This window comes from Achromobacter sp. CF-sbj1-Ac2-l (genome assembly GCF_052698165.1).
In genome coordinates, this window is the sequence record NZ_CP199855.1 from 5389550 (window position 1) to 5416421 (window position 26872).

The following is a 26872-nucleotide window of genomic DNA, read 5'->3' on the forward strand; positions in this document are numbered from 1 at the left end:
GCCGCGCAACGCTGCCGTCACAGGCTGACCCCCAGGCGCTTGATGACGTCGAGCACGGTCTTGTTCTTGGGATCCTTCTGCACCGCGGCGCGCAGCAGCTCGACCGCCTGATCGCGCTTGCCCTGGGTCCAGAGCACCTCGGCCAGGTGGGCGGCGATGTCGGCCTCGGGTCGCACGCCATAGGCGCGGCGCAGGTAATCGACCGCGGCGACCTGGTCGCCCATGCGGAATTTGACCCAGCCCATGCTGTCCAGGATGAACGGGTCGTTGGGCGACAGTTCCAGCGCCTGGGTGATGAGATCCAGCGCCTCGGGCAGGCGCTGGTTGTGGTCGGCCAGCGTGTAGCCCAGCGCGTTGTAGGCGTGGGCGTGCTCGGGATCCAGCGCGATGACCTGGCGCAACATGCGTTCGAGGTCGGCCAGGCGGTCCTGGCGCTCGTACAGCATGGCCAGCTCGTACTTGATTTCGACGGTGTCGGGCAGCGCCTGGTCGGCCGCTTCCAGCACCGACACGGCCTGGCCGACGCGGTCGGCGTCGCGCAGGATCTGCGCCTTGGTCAGCACGCCCAGGGTGCGTTCTTCCTCGTCCTGGGGCGCGGCGGCGTCGACCATCTTGATGGCGTCGTCGATGCGGCCGGACTTGGCGCGCAGGGCGGCCTGGCGCATGCGCGCCGAGAAACGCAGCGACGGATCGTCGATGCGGCCGAGTTCGGCGATGGCTTCGTCGTACTGGCCCTGGTCTTCGGCGATGCGCGACAGCAGCACGTGGGCGTCGGCCGCCGCGGCGCCGGCGTCGGTGGCGCCCGGCACGATGGCGCGCTGGCGCTGGTTCTGCACGTCCAGGTACTGCTGCAGCAGCGTCTTGGCCTGCGGCAGTTGGCCGGCCTTGTAGGCCAGTTGGGCCTGCATGAAGAGCAGGTCGAAGTCTTCCGGCGAGCGCCGCGACATGGCCTGCAGCTCGGCCAGCGCGCCGCTGTAGTCGCCGGCGTCGGCCATCTGGCCGGCCAGCATCAGGCGCACCTTGCGGGCGTTGGGATTGCGGTTGATATAGGCGCGGGCATCGGCCTGAGCGCGCTGCGGGTCGACCTTGGCGCCGTACTCCAGGACGCGCTGGGCGGCCGGTTCAGACTTGGGATCGGCGGCCAGGGCGGCGCGTGCCTCCTGGGAGGCGCGCGGGTAGTCGCCGGCGGCGGAGGCCACGTCGGCCAGCGCCAGATGGGCGGCCGGCAGCTTGCGCACGCTGTCGCTGAGGGCTTCGTCAAGGATGCGCAGCGCCAGGCGGCGATCGTTCAGGCGGCTCAGCACGGCCAGGGCCTGGCCGATGGCGGCGGGCTTGTCGCGCGAGGCTTCGATGCGGTTGCGCAGGGCCTGCGACAGGCCCTTCGTCTGGCCATTGGCGGCGGCCAGCGCCAGTTCGGTTGAGCTGGCTTCCAGATCGTTGGGAGACAGGCGGGCCCAGACCCGGGCGGCGTCCAGGGCGCCCGGCAGATTGCCGCCGGCAAGTTGGAATTCCAGGCCGCGGCGCGCCAGGCGGGGATCGCCGGTGTCGCGGGCCAGGCCGACCATGGTGTTGGCGGCGGTGCCGTACATGCCGCGCTGGGCGGCGATTTCCGACGCCAGGACGCGGTAGAAGATGTCGGCGGTCAGCGAGACGTAGGGCAGTTGGCCCGGACGCAGGCGGATCACCTCGGTTTCTGGCTGGCGGTTCTGGGGCGCCATGCGGGGGCCGGTCGCATCCCGCGTCCGGCTGTCGGCGGCCTGGGCCTGAGGGGCCAGGGCGGAGGCCAACGCAAGCGCCAGCGCGGCAATCCCGATATTCATTTGTTTGAAAGACGACTTCACGCGGCCCGTCCGGTTGGTGGCACAATCTTCGTACACGCAATTGATGATCTTACACTGGCTCATGCCGGAACTGCCTGAAGTTGAAACCACGCGTCGCGGAATCGACGCTGTCATCACCGGCCGCCCCCTCACGCGGCTGATCGTCCACGAGTCCCGGATGCGCTGGCCCATCCCGGCCGACCTGCCCGCCCTGGTGGGTGGGCGCACCGTGCAGGAATGCGGCCGGCGCGGCAAATACCTGCTGCTGCGCTTTGACCACGGCACCCAGATCGTGCACCTGGGCATGTCCGGGTCGCTGCGCAGCGTGGCCCCGGGCGAATTCCTGCGCAAGCATGACCACGTCGAATGGATCTTCGACCAGGCCGTGCTGCGGCTGCACGACCCGCGCCGCTTCGGCGCCGTGCTGTGGCATCCCGAAGCGGACGGACCGGTCGAAAACCACCCCCTGCTGGCCAAGCTCGGCATCGAGCCGTTCGACCCGCGCTTCGACGGCGCCTGGCTGCACCACCACTTCAAGAGCCACGGCGCCGCGATCAAGCAGGTGCTGCTGGCCGGCATGGCGGTGGTCGGCGTGGGCAATATCTACGCCTCCGAAAGCCTGTTCCGGGCCCGCATCAATCCCAAGACCCCGGCCAACAAACTGTCGCGCGCCCGCTGCGACCGCCTGGCGGACATGGTGCGCGCCACCCTGGCCGACGCCCTGACCTCCGGCGGCAGCACCCTGCGTGACTATGTCGGCGCCACCGGCGAACCGGGCGCGTATTTCGAGATCCACGCAGCGGTCTACGAGCGCGCCGGCCAGCCCTGCCGGGTGTGCGGCACGCCGATCAAGCGCATCGTCCAGGGCCAGCGGGCCACGTACTACTGCCCGAAGTGCCAGAAGACCTGAGCGCGCACGCCAGCACATCCAATTCCCTGGGGCCGTCCGCGGCCTGAAAGGTTCCCCTCCGGGCCGCCCAGTGCGGCCCGGACGCATTTGGGCGCCCCCGCCCGAAATCCCAGGGAAATCCCTGCCAAAAAGGGTCTATTCGTTTATAGCAAACGTATTGCACAACCACTAACGCCACGCTATAGTCCCTCCACACACCCTATTCCTATAAAAGTGGAAGGAGCCTCCATGAGCAAGCAATTCGCTTCGCACGCCGACCTGGCCGACAAGGTCGTGTCGTTCGAAAAGCTGTCCGACAACGCCTATGCCTATACCGCCGAAGGCGACCCCAACACGGGCGTGATCATCGGCGACGAGGCCGTCATGGTGGTCGACACCCAGGCCACGCCGGTGATGGCGCAGGACGTCATCCGCCGCATCCGCGAAGTCACCGACAAGCCGATCAAGTACATCCTGCTGTCGCACTACCACGCGGTGCGCGTGTTCGGCGCCTCGGCCTACAACGCCCAGGAGATCCTGGCCAGCCGCGACACCTACGACCTGATCGCCGAGCGCGGCGAGCAGGACAAGGCCAGCGAGATCGGCCGCTTCCCGCGCCTGTTCCGCAACGCCGAATCGATTCCCCCCGGCCTGGTCTGGCCCACCATGACCTTCAAGGGCGAGATGACCGTCAACCTGGGCAACCTGGAAGTCAAGCTGCTGCAGGTCGGCCGCGGCCACACCAAGGGCGACACCATCGCCTGGCTGCCCGAGCAGAAGATCCTGTTCGCCGGCGACCTGGTCGAATACCAGTCCACCCCCTACTGCGGCGACGCCTACTTCCGCGACTGGCCCAGCACGCTGGATGCGCTGTCGGGCTTCGAGGCCGAAAAGATGGTGCCTGGCCGCGGCCCCGCGCTGAAGAACGCCACCGAAGTGCGCCAGGGCCTGGCCGGCACGCGCGCCTTCCTGACCGACCTGTACGGCGCGGTCAACCGCGGCGTGGCCGAGGGCAAGGACCTGAAGACGATCTACCGCGAGGTCTACGACTTCATGAAGCCGCGCTACAGCGACTGGGTCATCTTCGACCACTGCATGCCGTTCGACGTATCGCGCGCCTACGACGAGGCCACCGGCCACGTCCATCCGCGCATCTGGACCGACAAGCGCGACCTGGAAATGTGGGCCCAGCTGGAGGGCTGATCCCGCGCGGCCGGCTCGCCGGCCGCCGTTCCACCGATTGAAACGGCGCCGCACGGCCCGCCGGCCAGCGGCCGCGGGCAGCGCGCGGCGCCGCGCATAAAAACAAAATGACCCACACAGGAGACAACCGTGGGAGACATCGACTTTCAGGCGATGGAGTTCGCCTATGAAAAACACGCCGACCAGGCCGCCGCGACGCAGGCGCGCCATCCAGTGGTGGTGGTGGGCGCCGGCCCGGTCGGCCTGACCACGGCGCTGGACCTGGCGCGCCAGGGCGTGCGGGTGGTGGTGCTGGATGACGACTACCGCCTGTCCACCGGCTCGCGCGCCATCTGCTTTTCCAAGCGCACCCTGGAGATCTGGGACCGCCTCGGCGTCGGCCAGCGCATGGTCGACAAGGGCGTGTCGTGGAACGTGGGCAAGGTGTTCTTCCGCGACCAGGAAGTATGGCGCTTCGACCTGCTGCCCGAGCCCGGCCACCGCCGCCCCGCGTTCATCAACCTGCAGCAGTACTACGCCGAGGGCTATCTGTACGAGCAGGCGCGCCAGGAACCGAACATCGACCTGCGCTGGAAGAACAAGGTGGTGGGCCTGGAACAGGCCGGCGACGGTGTGGTGCTGTCGATCGACACGCCCGAAGGCGGCTACGCGCTGCGCGCCGACTGGCTGGTGGCCTGTGACGGCGCCCGTTCGCCGGTGCGCAAGCTGATCGGCCAGGAAAGCCATGGCCGCATCTTCCGCGACCGCTTCCTGATCGCCGACGTCAAGATGAAGGCCGACTTCCCGGCCGAGCGCTGGTTCTGGTTCGACCCGCCCTTCCACCCGAATCAATCGGTGCTGCTGCACATGCAGCCCGACAACGTCTGGCGCATCGACTTCCAACTGGGCTGGAACGCCGACCCGGTCGAGGCCGTCAAGCCCGAGAACGTGCTGCCGCGCATCCGCGCCCTGCTCGGCCCGGACGCGCAGTTCGACCTGGAATGGGTCAGCGTCTACACCTTCGCCTGCGAGCGCATGGACAAGTTCCGCCACGGCCGCGTGGTGTTCGCCGGCGACTCGGCGCACCGCGTCTCGCCGTTCGGCGCGCGCGGCGCCAACAGCGGCGTGCAGGACGCCGAGAACCTGGCCTGGAAACTGCGCCTGGTGCTGGCCGGCCACGCGCCCGAATCGCTGATCGACAGCTACGCCGCCGAACGCGAGCATGCCGCCGACGAGAACATCCTGAATTCGTCGCGCGCCACCGATTTCATCACGCCCAAGAGCGACATCAGCCGCAGCTTCCGCAACGCGGTGCTGAACCTGGCCCGCACCCATGCGTTCGCGCGCTCGCTGGTCAACAGCGGCCGGCTGTCGCTGCCCGCCACCTACGTCGATTCGCCGCTGAACAGCCCCGACAGCGACACCTTCGCCGGCCGCATGCGGCCCGGCGCGGTGGCGCTGGACGCGCCGGTGCGCGGGTCTGGCGACTCGCCCTGGTGGCTGTCGCAGCTGGGCGCGGGCTTCACGCTGGCGCTGTTCTGCGGCGACGCCCCGCCCGACGCCCAGACCCTGCAGGCCCTGCGCGCGCTGCGCCTGGCGGCCGTGCCGGTCTCACCCGTGCTGGTGGCCAGCCCGGGTTGCGAGGCCGCCGGCTGGCCGGATGACCTGGCGCGGGTCATCGATGTCGAAGGGCTGCTGGCCCAACGATATGACGCGCTGTCCGGCACCGCCTACCTGATCCGCCCCGACCAGCACATCGCCGCGCGCTGGCGCGCCTTCCAGCCCGACGCGGTGGCGTCGGCCGTCAACCGCGCCATTGGCCGCGCCTGAATACGGAGGCCCTTTCCATGCTGATTACCGAAACCAACCTGGCCGCACCGGACGACTTCTACGAAGCGCTGATCGACGCCCATCGCGACCTGAGCAACGAGCAGAGCCAGGAGATGAACGCCGCGCTGATCCTGCTGCTGGCCAACCACCTGGGCGACATGGCGGTGCTGCGCGAGGCGCTGGCGCAGGCCCGCGCGTCGGTCACGCCGGCGGCGAACCCACCGCAAACGCATTGACGATCAGGGCGCGCAACCACTGGTTGCCCCCATCGCGATCGTAGCGGCGCTGCCAGTACATATTGGTCTGCAGCGCCGGCACCTTCACCGGCGGCGTCATGTAGCGCAGGCCGAATGGCTGCGCGGCGCTCGCCGCCAGTTTTTCGGGCACGGTCGCCAGCAGGTCGGTGGCGCTGACGATGTACGGCACGGCCGAAAAATGCGGCACGCTGAAGTGCTCGGCCAGCGCGACGCCGGCCCGCTCCATCGACTGGTTGACCTGCCCATAGGGCGCGGCCCGCGACACGATGAGATGACGCTCGGCGCGAAACGCCTTTAGCCCCATGCCGGGGTGGGCCGTGGGATGCGCCTGGCGAAAGAGCGTGGCGTACCCCTGCCGGAACAACATGCGCTGCAAGGTGCCCGCCCCCATCTCGTCGAAGGCGCCGATGGCCAGGTCGACCCGGCCCGCCTCCATCTCGCGCGGCAGGTCCGGCCCCTGCACCCGCACCGAATCGATGCGCACCTGCGGCGCGACCTGCACGCAGACTTCCATCAGGCGCGGCATGAAATGGATCTCGCCGACATCGGTCATGGCCACGCGGAAACGCCGCGTGCTGGTGGCGGCATCGAACGCCTCCTGGTCCTGCAAGGCCTGCGACAACAGGGCCAACGCCTCGCTGACCGGGCCGGCCAGCCGCTGCGCGCGCGGCGTCGGCAGCATGCCCTGGGCGGTGCGCACGAACAGCTCGTCGCCGAACGCCAGCCGCAGCCGGCGCAGGGCGTTGCTGACCGCCGGCTGCGACAGGTCCAGCCGCCGCGCCACGGCGGACAGGTTGCGGTCCTCCAGCAAGTGCTGGAACAGGATCAACAGGTTCAGGTCGACGTCGCGCAAGTCCGCCATCAGGCACCCCTACTATTCACAAAATTTATAGTTGCTATTTTTGCATTCCCGTAGCCATAGTGGGGGAATTTTCCGACAATGGCGTATCGACGTCGGAGCATTTCATCCGGCGCGCCACGACCAAGACCGCGCGGCCACGCATCGCGCGCCACCCAGGAGGATTCCATGGAACTGCACTACCAGACCGGTTTCGGCAACGACTGTGCCACCGAAGCCCTGCCCGGCGCGCTGCCGCTGGGCCGCAATTCGCCCCAGCAATGTCCCTATGGCCTGTACGCCGAGCAGTTGTCTGGCACCGCCTTCACCGCGCCGCGCAGCGAGAACCGCCGCTCCTGGCTCTACCGCATCCGCCCGGGCGCACAGCACAAGCCGTTCGAGCCGTTTGGCGGCGTCAAGGGCTGGGAAAGCGCGTTCGGTCACGGCCCGGTCACGCCGAATCAGCTGCGCTGGAGCCCCTTGCCCATTCCCACCGCGCCCACCGATTTCATCGAAGGCGTGAAGACCTGGGGCGGCAACGGCGGCCCCGATGAGCAAAGCGGCGTCGGCATCCACCTGTATGCCGCCAACCGCTCGATGCAGGGCCGCTATTTCTACAACGCCGACGGCGAGCTGCTGCTGGTGCCGCAGCAGGGCCGCCTGCGCCTGGCGACGGAACTGGGCCTGATCGACCTGGAGCCGCTGGAGATCGCCGTGATCCCGCGCGGCGTGCGCTTCAGCGTGCAACTGCTGGACGACAGCGCGCGCGGCTATATGCTGGAGAACTTCGGCGCCGCGCTGCGCCTGCCGGAACTGGGCCCGATCGGCTCGAACTGCCTGGCCAACGCCCGCGACTTCAAGACGCCGGTGGCCTGGTACGAAGACCTGGAAGGCGACTTCGAACTGATCGCCAAGTTCACCGGCGGCTTCTGGCGCGCCGCGATCGGCCATTCGCCGCTGGACGTGGTGGCCTGGCACGGCACGCACGCGCCGTACAAGTACGACCTGCGCCACTTCAACACCATCGGCTCGATCAGCTACGACCATCCGGACCCGTCGATCTTCACGGTGCTGACCGCGCCGTCCGACACCCCGGGCACGGCCAACATGGACTTTGCCATCTTCCCGCCGCGCATCCTGGCGATGGAGAACACCTTCCGTCCGCCCTGGTTCCACCGCAACGTCGCCAGCGAATTCATGGGCCTGATCCAGGGCGTGTACGACGCCAAGGCCGACGGCTTCGCCCCGGGCGGCGCGAGCCTGCACAACTGCATGAGCGGCCACGGCCCCGACGCCGAGACCTTCGAGAAGGCCTCGCGCGCCGACACCAGCACCGCGCACTACATCCGCGACACCATGGCTTTCATGTTCGAGACGCGGCGCGTAATCCGCCCGACGGCGCAGGCCTTGGCCTCGGTAGAATTGCAGGGCGACTATTACCGGTGCTGGCAGGGCCTGCAGAAGCATTTCGATCCCGCCAAGGCGTGACCGTTTTCTCTCCCGTCACGCCCGCCCACGGCGATGCGCGCAAGCGCATCGCCGTTTGGCTTTGGATTTTTCCGGCGCCCGCCGCGCCCTTATAAACACATTGAACGAGACATTCCTCATGACCACCGCCATCAACGAAACCCACGACCCGTCGCTCAAGAGCTGGGTCGCCAGCGCCAACACCGGCGCGTCGGACTTCCCGGTGCAGAACCTGCCCTACGCCGCGTTCCGCCGCAAGGGCTCGCAGGAGTCGTTCCGCCCCGGCGTGGCCATCGGCGACCAGATCGTCGACCTGGCGGCGCTGGCCGCCGCCAAGCCGTTCGAGGGCGCCGCCGCCGAGGCGCTGGCCGCCTGCCAGGGCGACAGCCTGAACGCGCTGATGGCCCTGGGCCAGGCCCACTGGAGCGCGCTGCGCCTGGCGCTGTCGCGCGCGCTGCGCGAAGGCGCCGCGCTGCGCGCCACGGTCGAGCCGCTGCTGGTGGCCCAGGCCGACGCCGAATACACCACGCCCGCCCGCATCGGCGACTACACCGACTTCTACATCTCGGTGCACCACGCCACCGCCATCGGCAAGCAGTTCCGCCCCGACAATCCCCTGCTGCCGAACTACAAGTGGGTGCCGATCGGCTACCACGGCCGCGCCTCCAGCATCGGCGTGGACCAGAAGTTCCCCCGCCCGGTCGGCCAGACCCGCCCCGCCAACGAAGGCGAGGCGCCGCAATTCGGCCCGTGCGCGCGGCTGGACTACGAACTGGAACTGGGCATCTTCGTCGGCACCGGCAACGCCCAGGGCGACCGCATCAAGCTGGCGGACGCCGATGCGCACGTCTTCGGCCTGTGCATCCTGAACGACTGGTCGGCGCGCGACATCCAGGGCTGGGAATACCAGCCGCTGGGCCCGTTCCTGTCGAAGAACTTCGCCTCGACCATCTCGCCGTGGATTGTCACCATGGAAGCGCTGGAACCGTTCCGCACGCAATGGAACCGCGGCCCGTCCGAACCGCAGCCGCTGCCGTACCTGGCCTCCGACGCCAACCGCGCCAAGGGCGCCTACGACGTGCAGATGGAAGTGCTGCTCGCGACCGAACAGTCGCGCGCCGGCAAGCAGGCGCCGGCGCGGCTGTCGCGCAGCAACTTCCGCGATGCGTACTGGAACGTGGCGCAGTTGATCACGCACCACACGGTGAACGGCTGCAACCTGCAGCCGGGCGACATGCTCGGCACCGGCACGCTGTCCGGCCCGCAGCCCTCGGAAGCCGGTTCGATGCTGGAACTGAACCACGGCGGCAAGCAGCCGATCGAGCTGCCCTGGGGCGAGAAGCGCACCTTCCTGCAGGATGGCGACCAGGTCATCATGCGCGCCGAGTGCGTCAAGGCCGGCTATCCGCGCATCGGCTTCGGCGAATGCTCGGGCACCGTGCTGCCGGCGCGGGTGTAAGGGCAGTCCGTCAGGATCGGGGCGTGGCGGCCGCATCGGCCATCAACGCCTCGATCTCGTCGTCCTTGGCCTGCCACTGCCGGCCCAGCCAGTGGTGGAATTCGGTGCGGAAGGCCTTGTCGCGGCTGTAGTCGCCGTCGCAGAAGGCCGGCGGCACCGGCACCTGGTGCATGCGCACCCGCACCGGGCCCATGCGGCCGCAGGCCATGTCCCAGAAGCTGGGCACGGCCGCCGGATAGGCGATGGTGACATCGATCATCGAGCGAAAGCGCGTGCCCATCGCGTTCAACGACACCGCCAGCCCGCCCGCCTTGGGCTTGAGCAAGTGGCGGTACGGCGAGCCCTGAGCATCGCGCTTGGCCGGGGTGAAGCGCGTGCCCTCGGCGAACACCATCACGCTGGTCGGCACCAGCGAGAACTTCTGGCAGGCGCGGCGCGCGGTTTCCTGGTCCTGGCGCCCCAGGGCCGGATTGCGGCGCAGGTCGGCCTTGCCGTGGCGCTTCATGAACGGAAAGTCCAGCGCCCACCAGGCCAGCCCGATCACCGGCACGTAGATGAGCTGCTGCTTGAGGAAGAACTTCAGCAACGGAATGCGGCGGTTCAGCGCGCCTTGCAGCACGAAGATATCGACCCAGGACTGGTGATTGCAGTTGACCAGGTACCAATCGGCGTAGCGCAGGCCGGCATGGCCGCGCACGTCCCAGGGCGCGCGCTGGATGCGCGAGAACCAGGCGGTGTTGACGCTGATCCAGGCCGTGGCGATGCCATTGAGGACGGGATCGATGCGGCGCCGCGCCGCGGCAAACGGCAGCGCCAGTTTCAGCAGCGCCAGGGGGAACAGGAGCAGGCACCAGAACAGCGTGCTGACGCCGATCATCATCACGCTGAAGACGCCAGTCAGCCAGGCCAGACGGCCGCGTGGCACGGGCCAACCGCGCCAACGCGCGGCCGGAGCGGACGCGGGCGCGTCGCTTGCGTCAGCGACAGGGGGCCGGCTCGGGCCGGCGAGCGGATCGGGAAAAGTCATGAGCGCGAGTGTGCGAGGACTGGCCGCGAGCCGGTTTGAGCGGGATCAAACCGGCCCCCGGGCCAGACGGGGCGAAGTCAAGGCAGGCGGTATTTTTCTTCGCGGTAGACCCAACTGGCCCACAAGGCATGCGCCAGCGCTTCCTTGCTCAAGGCCTCGTCCGCCGGTTCGACCGGCTCGTAGGTCTCGTCCTGCCCGACCGGCGCGGCGCGATAACGGAATTCGCGCGGCGCCTTGGACGGTTCCAGCACCAGCAGCTTGTCGCCCTGCAGGTAGCCGAAGTTGTCGGCGTACTGCATCAGCGCGCGATTGGGATCGCGCTGCGTCAGGTCCGCGCCCAGCATCGGGTTGACGTTATCCAGCCCGATCAGCGATAGCAGCGTGGGCGCCATGTCGATCTGGCTGACGATGCGCTCGTCCTGGCGCGGCGCGATGCCCGCGCCCAGGATCAGGGCCGGGATCTGGAAGTGCCGCACCGGCACCGGGATCGAACCGTAGACGCGGGAATCATGATCGGCGATCACCAGGAACACGGTGTTGTCCCAGTACGGCGCCTTGCGCGCCTTGTCGAAGAACTGGCCCAGCGCCCAGTCGGCGTAGCGCACGGTGTTGTCGACGCTGGCCGGATCGCCCACCGGCTGGATGCGGCCCGCCGGATACTCCCACGGCGAATGGTTGCTGACCGAAAACGCCAGCGTGAACACCGGCTTGTCGCCGTCGGCGCGCAGCAGGCGGTCGACCTGGGTGAACATGTCTTCGTCGGACGCGCCCCACGAGCCTTCGAACACCGGATTCTCGAACTTCGGGCGATCGACGATCTCGTCAAAGCCATTGCCCAGGAAGAAGGCGCGCATGTTGTCGAAGTGCGACTCGCCGCCATAGACGAAGCGCGAATGGTAGCCATGCTTGCCCAGCACCTGCGCCAGCGTGAAGAAGCCGGTCTGCGAGCGCGGCAGCTTCACCACCGCATCTGCCACGCTGGGCAGGAAGCCCGCGGTGACCGCCTCGATGCCGCGCACCGAGCGCGTGCCGGTGGCGTAGGCGCGATGGAACATCCAGCCTTCCTTGCCGAGGCGGTCGATGTTGGGCGTCAAGTCCTTGCCGCCCAGGCTGCCGACATACTGCGCGCCCAGGCTTTCCTGCAGGATGATCACCAGGTTGAGCGGCTTGTCGCGCCGCACCGTGGCCTTCTGCTCGTGCAGGCTGGGGTAGCGCGGATCCAGCGGCGCGCCCGTCAGGCCGGCCTTGTCGCGCACGATGGCGTTCATTTCGTCCACCGGCATCTTCGGATACATCGCGGCGGACGAGCGTTCGTCGCGCATGCGGTAGGCGGCATCGAACACGCTGTAGAGCGAGTTCAGGGCCAGCGAATTGACCATGGCATCCGAGCTGAACGCGACCTTGGCCGGGTTGATGGGGCGATGCTCCAGCGTGCCGCGCGCGCCCAGCACCACCAGCGCCAGAATCGCCAGCGACGCCAACGGCCGCTTCCACCACGCCAGGAACGGATCGCGCACCCGCGTTGGGAACAACTTGACCGCCAGCCACGCGGCCACCAGCAGCACCACCAGGGCGGCCAGCAGCACGCCCTTGTAGCCCTGCCACAGCATCGAGCCGACTTCCTTCGGGTTGAGCAGGTAGATGAAATACAGGCGGTTCGGGCGCGTGTCGTATTCGGCGATGAACTGCGGCGTGGAGACTTCCAGCAGCACGTACAGCATCCACCAGACGCGGAACCACCAGGCGGCGACGCGCGCGGCCCACGGACGGTGCCCCAGCCAGGGCGAGAACACCGCCGGCAGCGCGATCACCATGGACAGCAGACAGACGTCGATACGCAGGCCGCCGAACAGCACCGGCCACAGGCCGCCGGCCGCCTCGACCCGGTCCCACATCCACAACGACAGGCCCAGCCGGCTCAGCGTCAGCAGAACCAGCACGGACACGATGAAACGGAGCGTCAGGCGGCGCATGCGACGGCCCTCCCCTGACGAATGAAATCCGTTGATGCGCCGCGCTTACCCTGCCCGCGATTACCCAGCCAAACCATGCCTGCCGTCCGGTGATTGAAAACGGCCAAGGTTAACGCGGATTGACGCGCCGCAGCGCCGCCGGCGGTCGGGCGCGCGCCAATGTCAGGCGATTGACACCCCTGTCATGTTGTACGACATCAGATTTCACCTAAAAGGCGTCATTGCACCCGGCGCAGGCGCTCGCGGCTGTTGCTCAGGTGGGTGCGCATCGCGGCGCGCGCGCCTTCGGCATCCTGGCGCACGATGGCGCTGTAGATATCCTCGTGTTCCAGGTTGACGCGCGACAGGTAGGCGGCGCGGTCCTCGTGCGCGAACTTGGCCGAATTGATGCGGGTGCGGGGGATGATGGCCGAACCCAGGTGCGACATCAGGTCGGCGAAATAGCGATTATCGGTGGCCTGCGACACCAGCAGGTGGAACTGGAAATCCGGCGTGATGGTGTCGCCGCCGCTGTCCAGCGCGGCCTTGAAGGCATCCAGCGCGCGCCGCATCTCCGCCAGTTGGACTTCGCTGCGGCGCACGGCGGCCAGGCCGGCGGCCTCGCTTTCCAGGCAGATGCGCAGTTCCAGCAGCACCAGCACGTCGCGCACCGTGGCGATGTCGGCGGGGTCGACGCGGAAATCGCCGCCGCCGCTGGGTTCGAGCGCGTAGGTGCCAACGCCGTGATGGGTTTCGACCAGGCCCGAGGCCTGCAGCCGCGACAGCGCTTCGCGCACCACGGTGCGGCTGACGCCAAACTGCCGCATGATCTCGGATTCGGTGGGCAGCTTGTCGCCTGGGCGGATCTCGCCGCTACGGATGCGTTCGGAGATGTTCTCCACCAGGCCCTGGGCCAGGTTCCGTGGACGACGCTGCGGCAGGACGGGGGTATCGACAGGAGCGTTCATCAGGGATTGTCCCAAAGCGGTTGCGTGGCGCTTGACTGCAAAAATTCGTGCTTATTATACTTTGGACCAGTTGTACGATAACGTACCAGGCGAGTCCACCCCACCGAGCGTTGCGCCATGAGCCTAGCTGTCGACCGCATGCCTGTCTCCCCCCGCTGCCATCGTTTGTTATTGACCGGCGCCGCCGGCAACCTGGGCCAGGTACTGCGGCCGCGCCTGAAAGCCTGTGCCGACGTCCTGCGGGTGTCGGACGTCGCGGCCATGGCGCCCGCCGCCGACGGCGAGGAAGTCGTGCCCTGCAACCTGGCCGACCCCGCCGCCGTCTCGGAACTGGTGCGCGGCGTCGACGCCATTGTGCACCTGGGCGGCGTTTCCGTGGAACGTTCCTTCGAGGAAATCCTGCCGGCCAACATCCAGGGGGTCTACCACGTGTATGAAGCCGCGCGCATCCACGGCGTGCGGCGGGTGGTATTCGCCAGCTCCAACCACGTCATTGGCTTCTACGAGCAGGGCACGCGCCTGGACGCCGACGTGCCGCTGAGGCCCGACGGTTACTACGGCCTGAGCAAGGCCTATGGCGAAAACCTGTCGCGCTTCTACTACGACCGCTACGGCATCGAGACGGTCTGCCTGCGCATCGGGTCGTCGTTCCCCGAGCCGAAGGACCGCCGCATGATGGTGACCTGGCTCAGCTACGACGACCTGACCGACCTGGTGGTGCGTTCGCTGTTCACGCCCAATGTCGGCCACCTGATCGCCTACGGCGCCTCGGCCAACCGCGACAGTTGGTGGGACAACCATGGCGCCGCCGCGCTCGGCTTCGCGCCCAAGGACTCTTCCGAGATATTCCGCGCGCAGGTCGAGGCGCTGCCGCCGCTGCCGGCCGACGATCCTGCCGCGCGCTACCAGGGCGGCGCCTTCGTCAAGGCCGGCCCGTTCCCTTTTCCGCCGCGCTGACACCGGCCCCTTCCCACCATGGCGACCTCTGCCGAACGCATCGGGACCGTGCTCTGCGGCGTGGGCGAAAGCCCCGTGTGGCGCAGCGCCGACCAGTCGTTCCACTGGACCGACATTCCCGGCCGCGCGCTGTGGCGCTGGACGCCGGCCAGCGACCGGCTGGATCATTGGGCGCTGCCGCAGATGGCCGGCTGCATCGCCCCGCGCGGCGACGGCTGGCTGCTGGCGATGGAGGACGGGCTGTACGCCTGCGGCCCGCTGCAAGCCGGCCAGCCCTGCCGGCCCGCGCCGCTGGCGCCGGTGCGCCACGGCGTGCCCGGCATGCGCTTCAATGACGGCCGCTGCGACCGCCAGGGCCGCTTCCTGGCTGGCACCATGGTCATGGACATGGGCCTGGCCCGCAACGCCGGCAAACTGTACCGCTACGCCCCCGGCCAACCGCTGGAAGCGATCGTCGATGACCTGATCGTGCCCAACGGCCTGGCCTTCAGCCCCGACGGCAGGACCATGTACCTGTCCGACTCGCACCCGTCGCGGCAGGTGGTCTGGGCCTTCGACTACGACATCGCCGACGGCCTGCCGCGCAACCGCCGCGTCTTCATCCCGAAACTGCCGGCCGGTCGTCCCGACGGCGCCGCGGTCGATGCCGATGGCGGCTACTGGATCTGCGGCAACGAGGCTGGCCGCGTCTACCGCTACACCCCAGACGGCCGCCTCGACCGCAGCCTGGAAGTGCCGGCCGCCCGTGTCGCCATGTGCGCGTTCGGCGGCCCCCGACTGGACCAGTTGCTGGTCACGTCGATCCGCCCCGCCGATGCCGCGCCCGATTCCATCGCCGGCGCCGTCTTCATCCTGCGCCCCGGCGCGCGGGGCCTGGAGGAAACCGCAAGCGCCGGTTAGCACCCGACCGCGGCGCCCCAAGCGCCCACGCACGAGTAGTGAGCAGGTCCGTACACATCAAAGAGCTTCGGGGCCGCAATGGCCCTCAACGAAACGCCGTACTCCCGACCGGAGGTAGACATGTTGCGCCCGACCCTGACCCGCGCCATCCTGGCCGCGGCCGCTTTGCTGACGCTGATTCCCGCCACCCGTGCCGCCGAGCTGCGCTCCGCGGACATCCATCCCGACGATTACCCCACCGTGCAGGCCGTGCGCCAGTTCGGCGAACTGGTCAAGCAGCGCACCAACGGCCGCATCACCGTCAAGGTGTATGCCGGCGGCGCGCTCGGCAATGAAGACGACTCGATCGAGCAGGTGAAGATGGGCGCGCTGGCCATGGCGCGCGTGTCCAGCGCCGCCATGCACAACATCTGCCAGACCACGCGCGTGCCGTCGCTGCCGTTCCTGTTCCGTTCCAAGGAGCATCTGCACAAGGTGCTCGACAGCGAGATCGGCGAGCAGATCCTGAAGTCGTGCGAAGCGGCGGGCTTTGTCGGCCTGGCCTGGTACGACAGCGGCTCGCGCTCGATGTACACACGCAACAAGCCGATCAAGACGCTGGCCGACGCCAAGGGCCTGAAAATTCGGGTGCAGCAGTCGGACCTGTCGGTGGCGATGGTGGAAGCCATGGGCGGCAACGCCACGCCGATGCCGATGGGCGAGGTCTATACCTCGCTCAAGACCGGGCTGGTGGACGCGGCCGAGAACAACTACCCGAGCTACGAAAGCGCGCATCACTACGAGGTCGCCAAATACTACGCGCTGACCGAGCACACCATGACGCCGGAAATGCTGATCTTCTCCAAGCGCCAGTGGGACAAGCTGTCGGCCGACGACCAGAAGATCCTGCGCGAAGCCGCGCGCGAGTCGGTGCCCTACATGCGCAAGCTGTGGGACGAGCGCGAGCAGAAGTCGCGCGCGGTGGTCGAGAAGGCCGGTTCACAGATCGTCGAGGTCGACAAGGCCTCGTTCCAGGCGGCGATGAAGCCGGTCTACGACCGCTTCGTCACCACGCCCGACATGAAAGACCTGGTCGCCAAGATCCAGGCCGTCCAATAAGGAATCCGCATGTTGGCTACCTCTACCAATGACCCGGATGTCGCGGCGGGGGGCCGGGCGCATGCCCTGGCTGCCCCGCTGGACGCCTATTCCCGCGGCTGCGCCCGGCTGGCGCGGCTGTGCATGTGGACCAGCGTGTTCGGGCTGGTCTGCCTGATCGTCGCGGTCACCCTGCAGATCGTCGGCCGCCACGTCCTGAACAGCACGCCCACCTGGGCCGAGAGCCTGGCGCTGCTGCTGGTGCTGTACGTCACCATGCTGGGCGCGGCCGTCGGCGTGCGCGACGCCGGCCACATCGGCTTCGAATCGCTGGTCGACGCGCTGCCGGCGGCGGGCCAGCGGCGCCTGAAGATCTTCATCCACCTGCTGGTGCTGCTGTTCGGCGCGCTGATGGCGTGGAACTGCGCCCTGCTGGCCGAATCCGTGTGGGCCTACAGGATTCCCAACCTGGGCATTTCCAATGGCTGGAAGTACGTGCCCGCGGCCCTGTCCGGCGTCCTGATCGCGCTGTTCTCGATCGAGCACGTCATCGCCCTGTTGCGCAACCAAAAGGTGGTACCGGCATGGCGCTGACCCTACTCTCCTTCACCTTCATGGGTTTCCTGGTGATCGGCGTGCCGGTGGCGTTCGCCATCGGGCTGTCGTCGATCACCGCGATCATGTACGAGGATCTGCCGCTGGCGGTGGCCTTCCAGCAGATGACCTCGGGCATGAATGCGTTTTCGTTCCTGGCCATCCCGTTCTTCATCTTCACCGGCGAGCTGATGCTGTACGGCGGCATCGCCGACCGCATCGTGGCCTTCGCCAAGTCGCTGGTGGGCCACGTCCGCGGCGGCCTGGGCATGTCCAACGTGGTGGCCTGCACGCTGTTCGGCGGCGTGTCCGGGTCGCCGGTGGCGGACGTCTCGGCAATGGGTTCGGTGATGATCCCGATGATGAAGCGCGAGGGCTATCACGCCGACTACGCGGTCAACGTCACCACCCACGCGGCGCTGGTGGGCGCGCTGATGCCGACCAGCCACAACATCATCATCTACACGCTGGCGGCGGGCGGCAAGGTCTCGATCGCGGCACTGATCGCGGCAGGCGTGGTGCCGGCGCTGATCCTGACGCTGTGCAACCTGGCCGCGGCGTATTTCGTGGCACGCAGCCGCGGCTATCCGGCGGGCACCTTCCCCGGCTGGCGCATCGTGGCCCGCTCGCTGGTGGCCGCGACGCCGGGGCTGTTCGTGGTGGTGCTGATCATCGTGGGCATCCTGAGCGGGGTCTTCACCGCCACGGAATCGGCCGCGGTGGCCGTGCTGTACGCGCTGGCGCTGACGATCTTCGTGTATCGCTCGCTGACCTGGGACCAGTTCGTGCGCGCCGCCAGCAAGGCGGTCAAGACGACCGGCGTGGTGCTGCTGCTGATCGGCATCTCGGCCACCTTCGGCTACCTGATCAGCTTCTATGGCGTGGCGGAGAAGACCGGCGAGCTGATGGCGTCGGTGTCCACCAGTCCGTGGGCGATCTTCCTGATGGTCAACGTGATCCTGTTCGTGCTGGGCACGTTCCTGGACATGGCCGCGACCATCCTGATCTGCACCCCGATCTTCCTGCCGATCTGCATGCAGTACGGCATGGGGCCGGTGCAGTTCGGCATGGTGATGCTGCTGAATTGCGCGCTGGGGCTGAACACGCCGCCGGTGGGCACCACCCAGTTCGTGGGCTGCGCCATCGGCGGGGTCTCGGTCGGGACGGTGATGCGGACCATCTGGCCGTTCTATGGCGCATTGCTGGCCGCGCTGGCCCTGGTCACCTACGTGCCGGCGTTCTCGCTGTGGCTGCCGGGGGTGCTGCTGAACTGAACGCCCGGCATGCGGGCCGGGCCGCCGGGCGCGGCCTGGCCCCGCAGCACCGGCCAGAAGAACAATGCGGCCAGCAGCCACATCAGGGCCGCCGACCACAGCGTCTGGCTCAGGAAATGCGCGCCCTGCAGGACGCGCACGATCGAGAATCCGACGCCCGCGGCGATGCCCACGGCCAGCCCCCACCAGCGCCATCCGGGCCGCTGCGCGGCCCAGCCGGCGAAATACAGGGTCAGCATGGAGTAACCGGCGCCGGCGTGGCCGCTCGGCAGCGCCCCGCCCGACTTGGCGCGATCCCAGGTCCACCATGACAACGGATACGGGGTGTATCCGCCCAGCGTCTCCAGATCATAGGGGCGCGGCAACGTGGTGTGGTGCTTGAGCTGCGTGACGGCCAACTGCCCCACGATACAGGTCACCGCCACCGCCAGCGCCGCGCCGCGCAGGTGGCGCCACGCGGGAATGCGGTAGCTGGCCGCGACCACGGCGATCGCGCCCAGCGCCATGCCGATGGGCAGGGCCAGCACCATGCGATGGCCGACGAGTTCGAGCCAGCGGTTGGTGTGCAGGGGGAAGTCGTCCAGCGGCGCGCTGAACAGGGCGCGGGCGATAGCCAGGTCCAGGCCCGAGGCGTTGACCCACCATGCCAGGCACGCCAGCATCAGCGTCACCCCGAGGACATGCGTGGAGAAGTAGAAGGCGGGCGTCGGCCGGTCGGCCGCTGGCGGATATAGGGGTGACATGTAGCGCGGGGGACGATGGCGGTCGGCCGAAGCAAGCAGCTTAGGCGGCCGATAGTCGAAAATTCGTCAAATTCGGCCTCGCCGGGACGGGGCCGGCGCCCCGTCAATCGCCCCCGCCGTCGCCCTACGCCGCGCCCCCCGCCGCGTCCAGGCGCAAGGTGAACCGGGTGCCGCGCTGCGGTCCCTCGCGCGACGAATCCACCGTCAGCGTCCAGCCCTGCATGTCGCAGACCCGCTTGGCGATGGCCAACCCCAGGCCACGCGCGGTTTCATCGCGTCCGGCAGTCCCCGAGTCCCGCAGGCGGCCGCTGTAGTAACGGCGGAACAGGAATGGCAGGTCGTCCGCGGCGATGCCCTTGCCGTCGTCGCTCAGTTGCAGCGCGCCATCGGCGCCCAGGCTGGCCGTGAGCGTCGCCGGCGCCGCGTGCTCGACCGCGTTGCGCACCAGGTTGCGCAGGACCGTCAGCAAGGCGTAGCGGTCGAGGATGCGGATGTGGTCCGCCGGGATGGCGTTGTCGAAACGCAGATCGGCCATGCCGGCCTGGGTTTCGTAGCCACGCCAGGCGTCCAGCATGCATTCGGACAGGTCGACCGGCTCGGGCGGGCGCATCTGGTCGCGGGCCATGGCGCGGGCGCTTTCCAGGCAGACGATGACGTCGTCGACGTTGTCGATCACCCGCGTCAGCCGTTGGCGCTGGTCGGGCGTCAGGTCCTGGGTCAGCAGCATCAGCTCGCTGTCGGAGCGGATCGCGGCCAGCGGCGTGCGCACCTCGTGGCTGAGGTTGCCGGCGAACTCGCGTTCGCGCGCGATCGAGCGGTCGACCTGGTTCTGCACCCGGTTGAAGGCCTCGATCAGCCGGCCCGCCTCGTCGTCGCGGGTCACGGCCAGGTCGGGCGCGCCCGGCGCCCACGTCGACAGGCGGTCGGTCAGTTCCAGCAAGGGGCCAACCGCCACCGCCGCCACCCGCCGCGACAGGGCGTAGGCCCCGACCACGCAGATCGCGCCGACCCCCAGCACGATCAGGCCGAAATCATGCACCCGCTCTTCGTTGTCGGTGGCGTCATACAGCAGGTAGACCTTGCCGTTGCCGGTGTCGGCCACCATGACGTGCCAGGTGTAGGCGCCGGGCTCGATCAGGTGCAGGCCGTTGTCGAGCCCGCGGATCTCCTCCGGCATGCCGACGGGCGCCTGGCCGTCGATGCTGAGCCAGGCGCGCATCGAGCCGCCCAGCTCGCGGGCGCCGCGGCGCGGCAGGAACTGGTCGCTGGTGCGGGCGTGCTGCACCAGACGGTCCATTTCGGTGTTGAGGATATCGTTCACCAGATCGTCTTCCATCTGGTCGAACGTCAGGTAGGCAAGCAGGGCCAGCGCCGTCACGAACAGCGCCACGGTGCCGGTCAACGCCCACACCACCCGTTGCGTCAGGGTCCCGCCGCCCGCGATCCGGCTCATGCGCTGCGCTCCCCCGTCACCAGGCGCCAGCCCGTGCCGTGCAGGGTCTCGATGCCGTCGAAGCCGGCGTCGGCCAGGGCGCGGCGCAGCAGGTGCACCTGGCTGCGCAGGGCGTCGGAAGACGGCGGCTCGCTGCCCCACAATTGCGATTCCAGCTCCTCGCGCGACACCACCCGGCCCGGGTCGCGCAGCAGCGCCTCCAGGATGATGATGGCCTTGCGCGTCAGGTGCACCGGCTTGCCGCCGATCGACACCATGCGGCTGCGGGTGTCATAGGCCAGCTCTCCGAACACCCGCACCGTGTCCACGGTCGAGCCCTTGGCGCGCTGGATCAGCGCCAGCAGGCGCGCCTCGACCTCGAGCAGCGCGAAGGGCTTGGTCAGGTAGTCGTCGGCGCCATGGGAAAAACCGGCCAGCTTGTCGTCAAGGCTGTCGCGCGCCGTCAGCACCAGCACCGGCAGCGGCAGGCGCCGGTCCGCGCGCACCGTGTGCAGGACCGCGTTGCCGTCCATGCCAGGCAGGCCGATGTCCAGGATCATGGCGTCGAACCGCTGCTCCTCCAGGCGCTGGAGCGCGGCCGGACCGCTGTAGGCCACGTCGGGCAGGAAACCGCGCGCTTCCAGGAAGGTGTAGAGATTGCCGGCGATGATGTGATCGTCCTCGACGATCAGGATCCGGTGATTCGCACCCGCTGCGGGACTGGCCGCCATGTTCTCGCTCCCCGTGGAAAGAAGGTTGTGCCGCCCCGCTCAGGCTTGCAGCACCTTGCCCGGATTCATCAGGCCTTGCGGGTCCAGCGCGCGCTTGATACGGCGCATCAGGGCCAGCTCGACCGGACTCTTGTAGCGCGGCAGCTCGTCGCGCTTGAGCTGGCCGACGCCGTGTTCGGCGCTGATGGAACCTGCGTGTGCATGCACGCTGTCATGCACCACGCCATAGATGTCGCCCTGCAGCGCCAGCAACTCGGTTTCGGTCTGGCCTGGCGCGCTGGCGACGTTGTAATGCAGGTTGCCATCTCCCAGGTGGCCGAAGATCACGTGGCGCACGCCCGGAAAGCGCGCCTGCAGCAGGCCATTGGTCTGGTGCACGAAGCCGGCGATGGCCGAGATCGGGATCGATACGTCGTGCTTGACCGACTTGCCCAGTTCCGCCTCGGCCAGCGGAATGCTCTCGCGCAGGTGCCACAGCGCCTTGCTCTGCGCGACATTGGCGGCGATGGCCGCGTCGTTCACCAGGCCGGCCTCGATGGCCTCGCCCAGCACCGTCTCGAAGCGCTCGCGCGCATGCGCCTCGCTTTCGCTGTCGGACAGCTCCAGCAGCGCAAACCAGGGCGAGGCGGCGGACGCGCCCTCGAACGGCAGGCGCTGCTGGGGAAACAGGCGCACCACCGCCTGCAGGCAGTCGCCGCCCATCAGCTCGAAGCCGGTCAGCGCGGCGCCGAAGCCGGCGCGGGCCCGCGACAGCAGCTCGACCGCGTTGTCGATGCTGTCCAGCGTCAGCAGCGCGGTGCAGGACGCGACCGGCCGCGGGAACAGCTTGAGCGTGGCGGCGGTGATGATGCCCAGCGTGCCTTCACTGCCGATGTAGAGATCGCGCAGGTCGTAGCCGGTGTTGTCCTTGCGCAGGCCGCGCAGGCCGTTCCAGATCTCGCCCTCGGCGGTGACCACTTCCAGGCCCAGCGCCAGGTCGCGCGTATTGCCGTAGCGCAGCACCTGGGTGCCGCCGGCGTTGGTGGCGAGGTTGCCGCCGATGGTGCAACTGCCCTCGGCAGCCAGGCTCAACGGGAACAGGCGGCCGGCGTCGGCGGCGGCCTGCTGCACGGCCTGCAGGATGCAACCGGCTTCCACGGTGATGGTGTCGTTGTCGGTATCGAGCCCGCGCACCCGGTTCAGGCGCGCGGTGGACAACACCACGGCGCTGCCGGAATCGTCGGGCGTGGCGCCGCCGCACAGGCCGGTATTGCCGCCCTGCGGCACCACCGGCACGCCCTGGCGCGCGCACAGCTTGATGGCGTCGGCCACTTCCTGCGTGGAGCCGGGCCGGACCACGGCCAGCGCCTGGCCGCGATAGCGACGACGCCAGTCCAGCGTGAAAGGTTCGGCATCGGCGCCGGTCAACACATGGGACTCGCCCAGGAGGGACTGCAATTCGCTCAACAAGGTCATAGGCGCCGCACGGAAATATCGCGCCGGGCCGCGCCCGGGCGCTGTTCAAGGTTGGTGCGGACTATTGTAGAGGCTGGCAGAGCCGAGGGGCCCGGTCTAGCCGACCGCCTGGTCCAGGCGCGTCCCCGTCAGGCCCGTGCAATAGGCGCGCGAGGCGATGCGGTTCATCAGGAACGCCCGGTCCACGCCCGCGGGGCCCGGCATTTCGGACAGGGCACGATAGGCGCGCCGCAGCGCTTCGCCGCGGGTCGCGCCGCACACCAGCAGGTGCGTGCACGGCATGTGGCGGTCGGCGCAACCGTCGATGCGCACTTCCAGCGCATGCGCCGCGACCGGTTCGAAATCGGCCACCGCGGCGCCCGAACGCGGCTGCGCCTCGGCGCGGATCACGCGGAACACGCCGCTGCGGTCATCCAGCGAAAAGGCCACCGTGCCCATGCCCTGCCAGGCGCGGTCCCGCGCCACGCTGGCGGCGACCCCGCGCAAGGCGCTTTCGACCGAGGCCGGCAGATGCGGCGCCGGGCATTCGGCGATCAACACGCGGGCGTCGCGCCAGACACAGCGCTCCCAGGCGCGGCCCGTGGCCAGCTCGCCCTCGGGCGATACGAATACATGGATGTCGAGCCGGCGTTCCCGCCCGGCGGCCGGCCCGGCGAAGTCCGTGGGCGGCCCGCGCCTGCGCCGGGCGCCGCCCGATGACGTGACTGTGGATACATTGGCTCCCATGGGCCCCTCCGGTCTTTCTGGTCTCTCCGCTTGCATGACAAGCGTATCACCTTCGGATGACCAGCAAGTTCCATGCCACCGGCCGACAGGTCAGGAAAGGTCCGGTTCCGTTGCTCCGGCGCACCGGAACAAGGCGAAAAGGGAGTCGATCGCGCACCAGATCAGGGCGGCACGCGAACGCCCAATGGAGGATAATTCAAGTCCGTCCCCTGGAGCCGGCATGCGCTGGCATCCGGGTTTACCAGCAGGCCGTCACCATCCTGGACGGTCCCGCCGCTGCAAGCCGTGGCAAACGATAAGGATCCAACGTGGCCGACAACGTTCAATTCCCCTCCTCCGTCTTCAAGGCGTATGACATCCGCGGCACCGTCCCGGATCTGATCGACGCGCGCTTCGCCCGCTCGCTGGGCGCGGCGCTGGCCGCGGTCGCGCGCGACCAGGGGGTGCAGACGCTGGTGGTGGGCCGCGACGGCCGCCTGAGCAGCGAGATGCTGTCGCAGGCGCTGCAGGAAGGCATGCTGGAAGGCGGCGTCGATACCCTGGATATCGGACAGGTGCCCACGCCGCTGGTGTATTTCGCCACCCACATCATGCAGACCGGATCGGGCGTGGCCATCACCGGCAGCCACAACCCCCCCAAGTACAACGGCTTCAAGATGATGATGGGCGGCCGCGCGCTGTACGGCGAGGACGTGCAAGCCCTGGCGCGCCGCATGAACGGCGGCCCGGACGCGCCCGCGGCCCGCACTGGCGTGCGCCGCGAACTGGACCTGGTGGCCGCGTACATCGCGCGCGTCGCCTCGGGCGTGAAGCTCGCCCGCCCCATGAAGATCGCGATCGACTGCGGCAACGGCGTCGCCGGCGCCATCGCCCCCAAGCTGTTCCGCGCCCTGGGCTGCGAGGTCACCGAACTGTTCTGCGAAGTGGACGGCACCTTCCCCAACCACCACCCCGATCCCGCTGAACCGAAGAATCTGCAGGACCTGATCCACTGCCTGGCCACCACCGACTGCGAGCTCGGCCTGGCCTTCGACGGCGACGGCGACCGCCTCGGCGTGGTGACCAAGTCGGGCCAAATCATCTGGCCCGACCGCCAACTGGTGCTGTTCGCCCGCGACGTGCTGGAACGCAATCCCGGCGCCACCATCATCTACGACGTCAAGTGCAGCCGCCATGTCGGGCTGTCGGTGCAGGCGGCGGGCGGCGAACCGCTGATGTGGAAGACAGGCCACTCGCTGGTCAAGGCCAAGCTGGCCGAAACCGGCGCGCCGCTGGCCGGAGAAATGAGCGGCCATATCTTCTTCAAGGAACGCTGGTATGGTTTCGACGACGGACTCTACACCGGCGCCCGCCTGCTGGAAATCGTGTCGCGCCATGCCGACGCCGGCGCGCCGCTGGAGGCCCTGCCGCAGGACGTCTCGACCCCCGAACTGAAGCTGGAAATGGAAGAAGGCCAGCCCTTCACGCTGGTGCAGGCGCTGCAGGAACAGGGCCAGTTCCCCGGCGCAACGCGCGTGGTCACCATCGACGGCGTGCGCGCCGAGTATCCCGATGGCTTCGGCCTGGCCCGCCCGTCCAACACCACGCCGGTCGTGGTGCTGCGCTTCGAGGCGCAAACCGCCGAGGCGCTGGCCCGTATCCAAGGTGACTTCCGGCGCGAACTGGCTAAACTGGCGCCCGACGCCTCCCTGCCCTTTTAGAAAACATGCCACTGCTCAACAGCCCCGCCTGGACCCGCTTCGCCACCGCGGCACGCAACGCCGACCGGCGCGGCGAGCAACTGCGACTGATCAACGCCCCCGGGCTGCGCCTGGACTTGACCGCGCAGGCGCATTCGCCGGCATTGCAGGAGGCCGCGGCCGCGCTGCTGGAGCAGCAAGGCTTCGAGGCGGCGCGCGCGCGGCTGTTCGACGGCGGCAACGCCAACTGGACAGAGCAGCGCCCGGCCTGGCATACCGCGCTGCGCGCGGCCCAGCCGCCTGCCATGGTGGCCGCGGCCGTGCTGGCCGAACGTGAACGCGTGCGCCAGTTCGTGCGCGAGGCCGACGCCAACAAGCGCTACCGCTGCGTGCTGCACCTGGGCATCGGCGGCAGCGACTGGGGGCCGCGCCTGGTCAACCGGGCGCTGCGTTACGGCGGCATCCATCGCGAAGTCCACTTTGCCTCGAACGTCGATTCGCACTCGGTAGCCGACGCCATGGTGCACCTCGACCCGCACGAGACGCTGGTGATCGTGGCGTCCAAATCGTTCACCACCACCGAACCGCTGGCCAATGCCGAAGTCGCCATGAACTGGCTGCGCGACGCCGGCGTGGCGGATCCGATCAAGCAAGTGGTCGCCGTAACCGCCAACGTCGAGGCCGCGCTCAACCTGGGCATCTCGCCGGACCACATCTTCCAGATCTGGGACTGGGTCGGCGGGCGCTATTCGCTGTGGTCGGCCATCGGCCTGCCGGTCGCGCTGGCGCTGGGCAACGACACCTTCGACCAGTTGCTGGCGGGCGCCGCCGCCATGGACGAGCATTTCCACCATGCGCCGCTGGCCGAAAACGCGCCGCTGCAACTGGCCCTGGCCGGCGTCGTCAACCGCAGCGTGCTGGGCTTCGACTCGCTGGTCATCGCGCCGTACGATTCGCGCCTCTTCCACGTGGTCCCCTGGGCCCAGCAGCTCGAGATGGAATCGCTCGGCAAGGTGGCCACGGCGGACGGCAGCCCCACTGGCGTACCGACCGGTCCGGCCGTCTGGGGCATGCCGGGCACGGACTGCCAGCACACCTTCTTCCAATGGCTGCACCAGGACACCGCGGGCGCGCCCGTCGATTTCATCCTGTGCGAGCAGCCCGACCACGCCTATGCCCGCCACCACGAACTGCTGATCGCCAATTGCCTGGCCCAGCGCGCCGCGCTGCTGCGCGGCAAATCGTTCGAGGAAGCGCTCGCGGAGACCTCGCGCGTCGAAGCCGATCCGGCGCGCGCGCGCCTGCTGGCGCAGCACAAGGTGCATCCTGGCGGCCGGCCCTCGTCACTGATCGTGCTGCCGCACCTGGAGGCCTACACGCTGGGCGCATTGCTGGCGCTGTACGAGCACAAGGTGTTCGCGCAGGGCGTTATCTGGGGCATCAATCCGTTCGACCAGTGGGGCGTGGAATTCGGCAAGGCCCTGGCCAAGAACATCATCCGCGAGCTGGACTCGCCGTCGCAACAGGTCGCGCCGCAGGACCCCTCCACCCGCTTCTGGATCGACGCCATCGCGCGACGCGCTCCGGCGTAGCCCCCCCGCCACGGCGGCTGGCC

Annotated in this window: 23 protein-coding genes; 13 read left to right on the plus strand and 10 right to left on the minus strand. The window is 68.7% G+C overall.

Translation table 11 applies throughout. From position 1 onward, the window contains the following. Nucleotides 1–17: 17 nt before the first annotated feature. Nucleotides 18–1904 (minus strand): tetratricopeptide repeat protein, encoded by a 1887-nt coding sequence (locus tag ACUDCK_RS24730; RefSeq protein ID WP_054500689.1) that lies wholly within the window; start codon nt 1902–1904, stop codon nt 18–20. Between ACUDCK_RS24730 and mutM the strand changes: the two genes are divergently transcribed. The 4 genes from mutM to ACUDCK_RS24750 all read left to right on the plus strand — a co-directional run bounded on the left by mutM (nt 1903) and on the right by ACUDCK_RS24750 (nt 5957). Continuing rightward, entirely contained in the window at nt 1903–2730 is an 828-nt protein-coding gene (mutM, locus tag ACUDCK_RS24735; protein ID WP_064528550.1) for a bifunctional DNA-formamidopyrimidine glycosylase/DNA-(apurinic or apyrimidinic site) lyase, read from the plus strand. The two genes, ACUDCK_RS24730 and mutM, sit on opposite strands and share 2 nt — an antisense overlap. A 228-nt stretch (nt 2731–2958) precedes the next feature. Then, nucleotides 2959–3912 (plus strand): MBL fold metallo-hydrolase, encoded by a 954-nt coding sequence (locus ACUDCK_RS24740; RefSeq protein ID WP_049076171.1) that lies wholly within the window; start codon nt 2959–2961, stop codon nt 3910–3912. Between the two features lie 129 nt (nt 3913–4041). Beyond that, nucleotides 4042–5721 carry an FAD-dependent oxidoreductase gene (locus ACUDCK_RS24745; protein WP_175167065.1) on the plus strand — a complete coding sequence of 560 codons (1680 nt, stop codon included), beginning with the start codon at nt 4042–4044 and terminating at the stop codon, nt 5719–5721. Between the two features lie 17 nt (nt 5722–5738). Then, nucleotides 5739–5957: a DUF2783 domain-containing protein gene (locus tag ACUDCK_RS24750; RefSeq protein ID WP_049076175.1), complete on the plus strand. Its 219-nt coding sequence runs from the start codon at nt 5739–5741 to the stop codon at nt 5955–5957. Here the strand turns inward: ACUDCK_RS24750 and ACUDCK_RS24755 are convergent. Next, complete coding sequence (locus tag ACUDCK_RS24755; RefSeq protein WP_175167064.1) at nt 5923–6840, minus strand: LysR family transcriptional regulator; 918 nt, start codon at nt 6838–6840, stop codon at nt 5923–5925. The genes ACUDCK_RS24750 and ACUDCK_RS24755 overlap by 35 nt on opposite strands. A gap of 165 nt (nt 6841–7005) precedes the next feature. On the opposite strand from ACUDCK_RS24755, the gene hmgA reads away from it, so the two are divergent. Both hmgA and fahA read left to right on the plus strand, forming a co-directional pair. Further along, nucleotides 7006–8304 (plus strand): homogentisate 1,2-dioxygenase, encoded by a 1299-nt coding sequence (gene hmgA, locus ACUDCK_RS24760; protein ID WP_049076179.1) that lies wholly within the window; start codon nt 7006–7008, stop codon nt 8302–8304. Nucleotides 8305–8422: 118 nt separating this feature from the next. Next, nucleotides 8423–9742: a fumarylacetoacetase gene (fahA, locus tag ACUDCK_RS24765; protein ID WP_175143484.1), complete on the plus strand. Its 1320-nt coding sequence runs from the start codon at nt 8423–8425 to the stop codon at nt 9740–9742. Between the two features lie 10 nt (nt 9743–9752). Here the strand turns inward: fahA and ACUDCK_RS24770 are convergent, their stop codons facing one another. The 3 genes from ACUDCK_RS24770 to ACUDCK_RS24780 form a co-directional block, all read right to left on the minus strand. Continuing rightward, on the minus strand, nt 9753–10667 hold the full coding sequence (locus ACUDCK_RS24770; RefSeq protein WP_116793779.1) for an acyltransferase: 915 nt from the start codon (nt 10665–10667) through the stop codon (nt 9753–9755). A gap of 179 nt (nt 10668–10846) precedes the next feature. Next, complete coding sequence (locus ACUDCK_RS24775; protein WP_064528565.1) at nt 10847–12742, minus strand: LTA synthase family protein; 1896 nt, start codon at nt 12740–12742, stop codon at nt 10847–10849. Nucleotides 12743–12960: 218 nt separating this feature from the next. Then, nucleotides 12961–13689 (minus strand): FadR/GntR family transcriptional regulator, encoded by a 729-nt coding sequence (locus ACUDCK_RS24780; RefSeq protein ID WP_054500682.1) that lies wholly within the window; start codon nt 13687–13689, stop codon nt 12961–12963. A 117-nt stretch (nt 13690–13806) separates the two neighbouring features. Between ACUDCK_RS24780 and ACUDCK_RS24785 the strand changes: the two genes are divergently transcribed. From ACUDCK_RS24785 to ACUDCK_RS24805, 5 genes are all read left to right on the plus strand, one after another. Next, on the plus strand, nt 13807–14646 hold the full coding sequence (locus tag ACUDCK_RS24785; RefSeq protein ID WP_175143483.1) for an NAD-dependent epimerase/dehydratase family protein: 840 nt from the start codon (nt 13807–13809) through the stop codon (nt 14644–14646). An 18-nt stretch (nt 14647–14664) separates the two neighbouring features. Continuing rightward, nucleotides 14665–15546, plus strand: coding sequence for an SMP-30/gluconolactonase/LRE family protein (locus tag ACUDCK_RS24790; protein ID WP_175143482.1), 882 nt, complete (start codon nt 14665–14667; stop codon nt 15544–15546). Nucleotides 15547–15666: 120 nt separating this feature from the next. Continuing rightward, nucleotides 15667–16644: a TRAP transporter substrate-binding protein gene (locus ACUDCK_RS24795; RefSeq protein ID WP_054500679.1), complete on the plus strand. Its 978-nt coding sequence runs from the start codon at nt 15667–15669 to the stop codon at nt 16642–16644. A gap of 9 nt (nt 16645–16653) precedes the next feature. Next, a complete protein-coding gene (locus ACUDCK_RS24800) occupies nt 16654–17217 on the plus strand; it encodes a TRAP transporter small permease (protein ID WP_116793781.1) in 564 nt (187 codons plus the stop codon). Further along, nucleotides 17208–18491, plus strand: a complete 1284-nt coding sequence (locus ACUDCK_RS24805; RefSeq protein WP_049076186.1) for a TRAP transporter large permease — start codon at nt 17208–17210, stop codon at nt 18489–18491. The genes ACUDCK_RS24800 and ACUDCK_RS24805 overlap by 10 nt, the downstream gene beginning before the upstream one ends. Here the strand turns inward: ACUDCK_RS24805 and ACUDCK_RS24810 are convergent. The 5 genes from ACUDCK_RS24810 to ACUDCK_RS24830 all read right to left on the minus strand — a co-directional run bounded on the left by ACUDCK_RS24810 (nt 18443) and on the right by ACUDCK_RS24830 (nt 23578). Further along, a complete protein-coding gene (locus tag ACUDCK_RS24810; RefSeq protein ID WP_054500678.1) occupies nt 18443–19234 on the minus strand; it encodes a phosphatase PAP2 family protein in 792 nt (263 codons plus the stop codon). The genes ACUDCK_RS24805 and ACUDCK_RS24810 overlap by 49 nt on opposite strands. A gap of 124 nt (nt 19235–19358) precedes the next feature. Beyond that, nucleotides 19359–20687: a sensor histidine kinase gene (locus ACUDCK_RS24815; protein WP_054500677.1), complete on the minus strand. Its 1329-nt coding sequence runs from the start codon at nt 20685–20687 to the stop codon at nt 19359–19361. After that, on the minus strand, nt 20684–21397 hold the full coding sequence (locus ACUDCK_RS24820; RefSeq protein ID WP_054500676.1) for a response regulator transcription factor: 714 nt from the start codon (nt 21395–21397) through the stop codon (nt 20684–20686). The genes ACUDCK_RS24815 and ACUDCK_RS24820 overlap by 4 nt, the downstream gene beginning before the upstream one ends. A gap of 39 nt (nt 21398–21436) precedes the next feature. Then, complete coding sequence (locus ACUDCK_RS24825; RefSeq protein WP_175167063.1) at nt 21437–22852, minus strand: FAD-binding oxidoreductase; 1416 nt, start codon at nt 22850–22852, stop codon at nt 21437–21439. Nucleotides 22853–22948: 96 nt separating this feature from the next. Then, nucleotides 22949–23578, minus strand: coding sequence for a BPTD_3102 family carboxylase-like protein (locus tag ACUDCK_RS24830; protein ID WP_175167062.1), 630 nt, complete (start codon nt 23576–23578; stop codon nt 22949–22951). A gap of 308 nt (nt 23579–23886) precedes the next feature. Here ACUDCK_RS24830 and ACUDCK_RS24835 point away from each other — a divergent pair, with 308 nt between their 5' ends. Both ACUDCK_RS24835 and pgi read left to right on the plus strand, forming a co-directional pair. Further along, nucleotides 23887–25278, plus strand: coding sequence for a phosphomannomutase/phosphoglucomutase (locus ACUDCK_RS24835; protein WP_054500673.1), 1392 nt, complete (start codon nt 23887–23889; stop codon nt 25276–25278). A gap of 5 nt (nt 25279–25283) precedes the next feature. After that, nucleotides 25284–26849, plus strand: a complete 1566-nt coding sequence (gene pgi / locus ACUDCK_RS24840; protein ID WP_054500672.1) for a glucose-6-phosphate isomerase — start codon at nt 25284–25286, stop codon at nt 26847–26849. Nucleotides 26850–26872 lie beyond the last annotated feature (23 nt).

Excerpts from the sequence above, each read along its gene's own strand:
- mutM (WP_064528550.1), top strand. The coding sequence starts at position 1,903 with ATGCCGGAACTGCCTGAAGTTGAAACCACGCGTCGCGGAATCGACGCT.
- ACUDCK_RS24730 (WP_054500689.1), bottom strand. The coding sequence starts at position 1,904 with ATGAGCCAGTGTAAGATCATCAATTGCGTGTACGAAGATTGTGCCACC.
- ACUDCK_RS24740 (WP_049076171.1), top strand. The coding sequence starts at position 2,959 with ATGAGCAAGCAATTCGCTTCGCACGCCGACCTGGCCGACAAGGTCGTG.
- ACUDCK_RS24750 (WP_049076175.1), top strand. The coding sequence starts at position 5,739 with ATGCTGATTACCGAAACCAACCTGGCCGCACCGGACGACTTCTACGAA.
- ACUDCK_RS24755 (WP_175167064.1), bottom strand. The coding sequence starts at position 6,840 with ATGGCGGACTTGCGCGACGTCGACCTGAACCTGTTGATCCTGTTCCAG.
- hmgA (WP_049076179.1), top strand. The coding sequence starts at position 7,006 with ATGGAACTGCACTACCAGACCGGTTTCGGCAACGACTGTGCCACCGAA.
- fahA (WP_175143484.1), top strand. The coding sequence starts at position 8,423 with ATGACCACCGCCATCAACGAAACCCACGACCCGTCGCTCAAGAGCTGG.
- ACUDCK_RS24775 (WP_064528565.1), bottom strand. The coding sequence starts at position 12,742 with ATGCGCCGCCTGACGCTCCGTTTCATCGTGTCCGTGCTGGTTCTGCTG.
- ACUDCK_RS24780 (WP_054500682.1), bottom strand. The coding sequence starts at position 13,689 with ATGAACGCTCCTGTCGATACCCCCGTCCTGCCGCAGCGTCGTCCACGG.
- ACUDCK_RS24785 (WP_175143483.1), top strand. The coding sequence starts at position 13,807 with ATGAGCCTAGCTGTCGACCGCATGCCTGTCTCCCCCCGCTGCCATCGT.
- ACUDCK_RS24790 (WP_175143482.1), top strand. The coding sequence starts at position 14,665 with ATGGCGACCTCTGCCGAACGCATCGGGACCGTGCTCTGCGGCGTGGGC.
- ACUDCK_RS24795 (WP_054500679.1), top strand. The coding sequence starts at position 15,667 with ATGTTGCGCCCGACCCTGACCCGCGCCATCCTGGCCGCGGCCGCTTTG.
- ACUDCK_RS24800 (WP_116793781.1), top strand. The coding sequence starts at position 16,654 with ATGTTGGCTACCTCTACCAATGACCCGGATGTCGCGGCGGGGGGCCGG.
- ACUDCK_RS24805 (WP_049076186.1), top strand. The coding sequence starts at position 17,208 with ATGGCGCTGACCCTACTCTCCTTCACCTTCATGGGTTTCCTGGTGATC.
- ACUDCK_RS24810 (WP_054500678.1), bottom strand. The coding sequence starts at position 19,234 with ATGTCACCCCTATATCCGCCAGCGGCCGACCGGCCGACGCCCGCCTTC.
- ACUDCK_RS24815 (WP_054500677.1), bottom strand. The coding sequence starts at position 20,687 with ATGAGCCGGATCGCGGGCGGCGGGACCCTGACGCAACGGGTGGTGTGG.
- ACUDCK_RS24820 (WP_054500676.1), bottom strand. The coding sequence starts at position 21,397 with ATGGCGGCCAGTCCCGCAGCGGGTGCGAATCACCGGATCCTGATCGTC.
- ACUDCK_RS24825 (WP_175167063.1), bottom strand. The coding sequence starts at position 22,852 with ATGACCTTGTTGAGCGAATTGCAGTCCCTCCTGGGCGAGTCCCATGTG.
- ACUDCK_RS24830 (WP_175167062.1), bottom strand. The coding sequence starts at position 23,578 with ATGGGAGCCAATGTATCCACAGTCACGTCATCGGGCGGCGCCCGGCGC.
- pgi (WP_054500672.1), top strand. The coding sequence starts at position 25,284 with ATGCCACTGCTCAACAGCCCCGCCTGGACCCGCTTCGCCACCGCGGCA.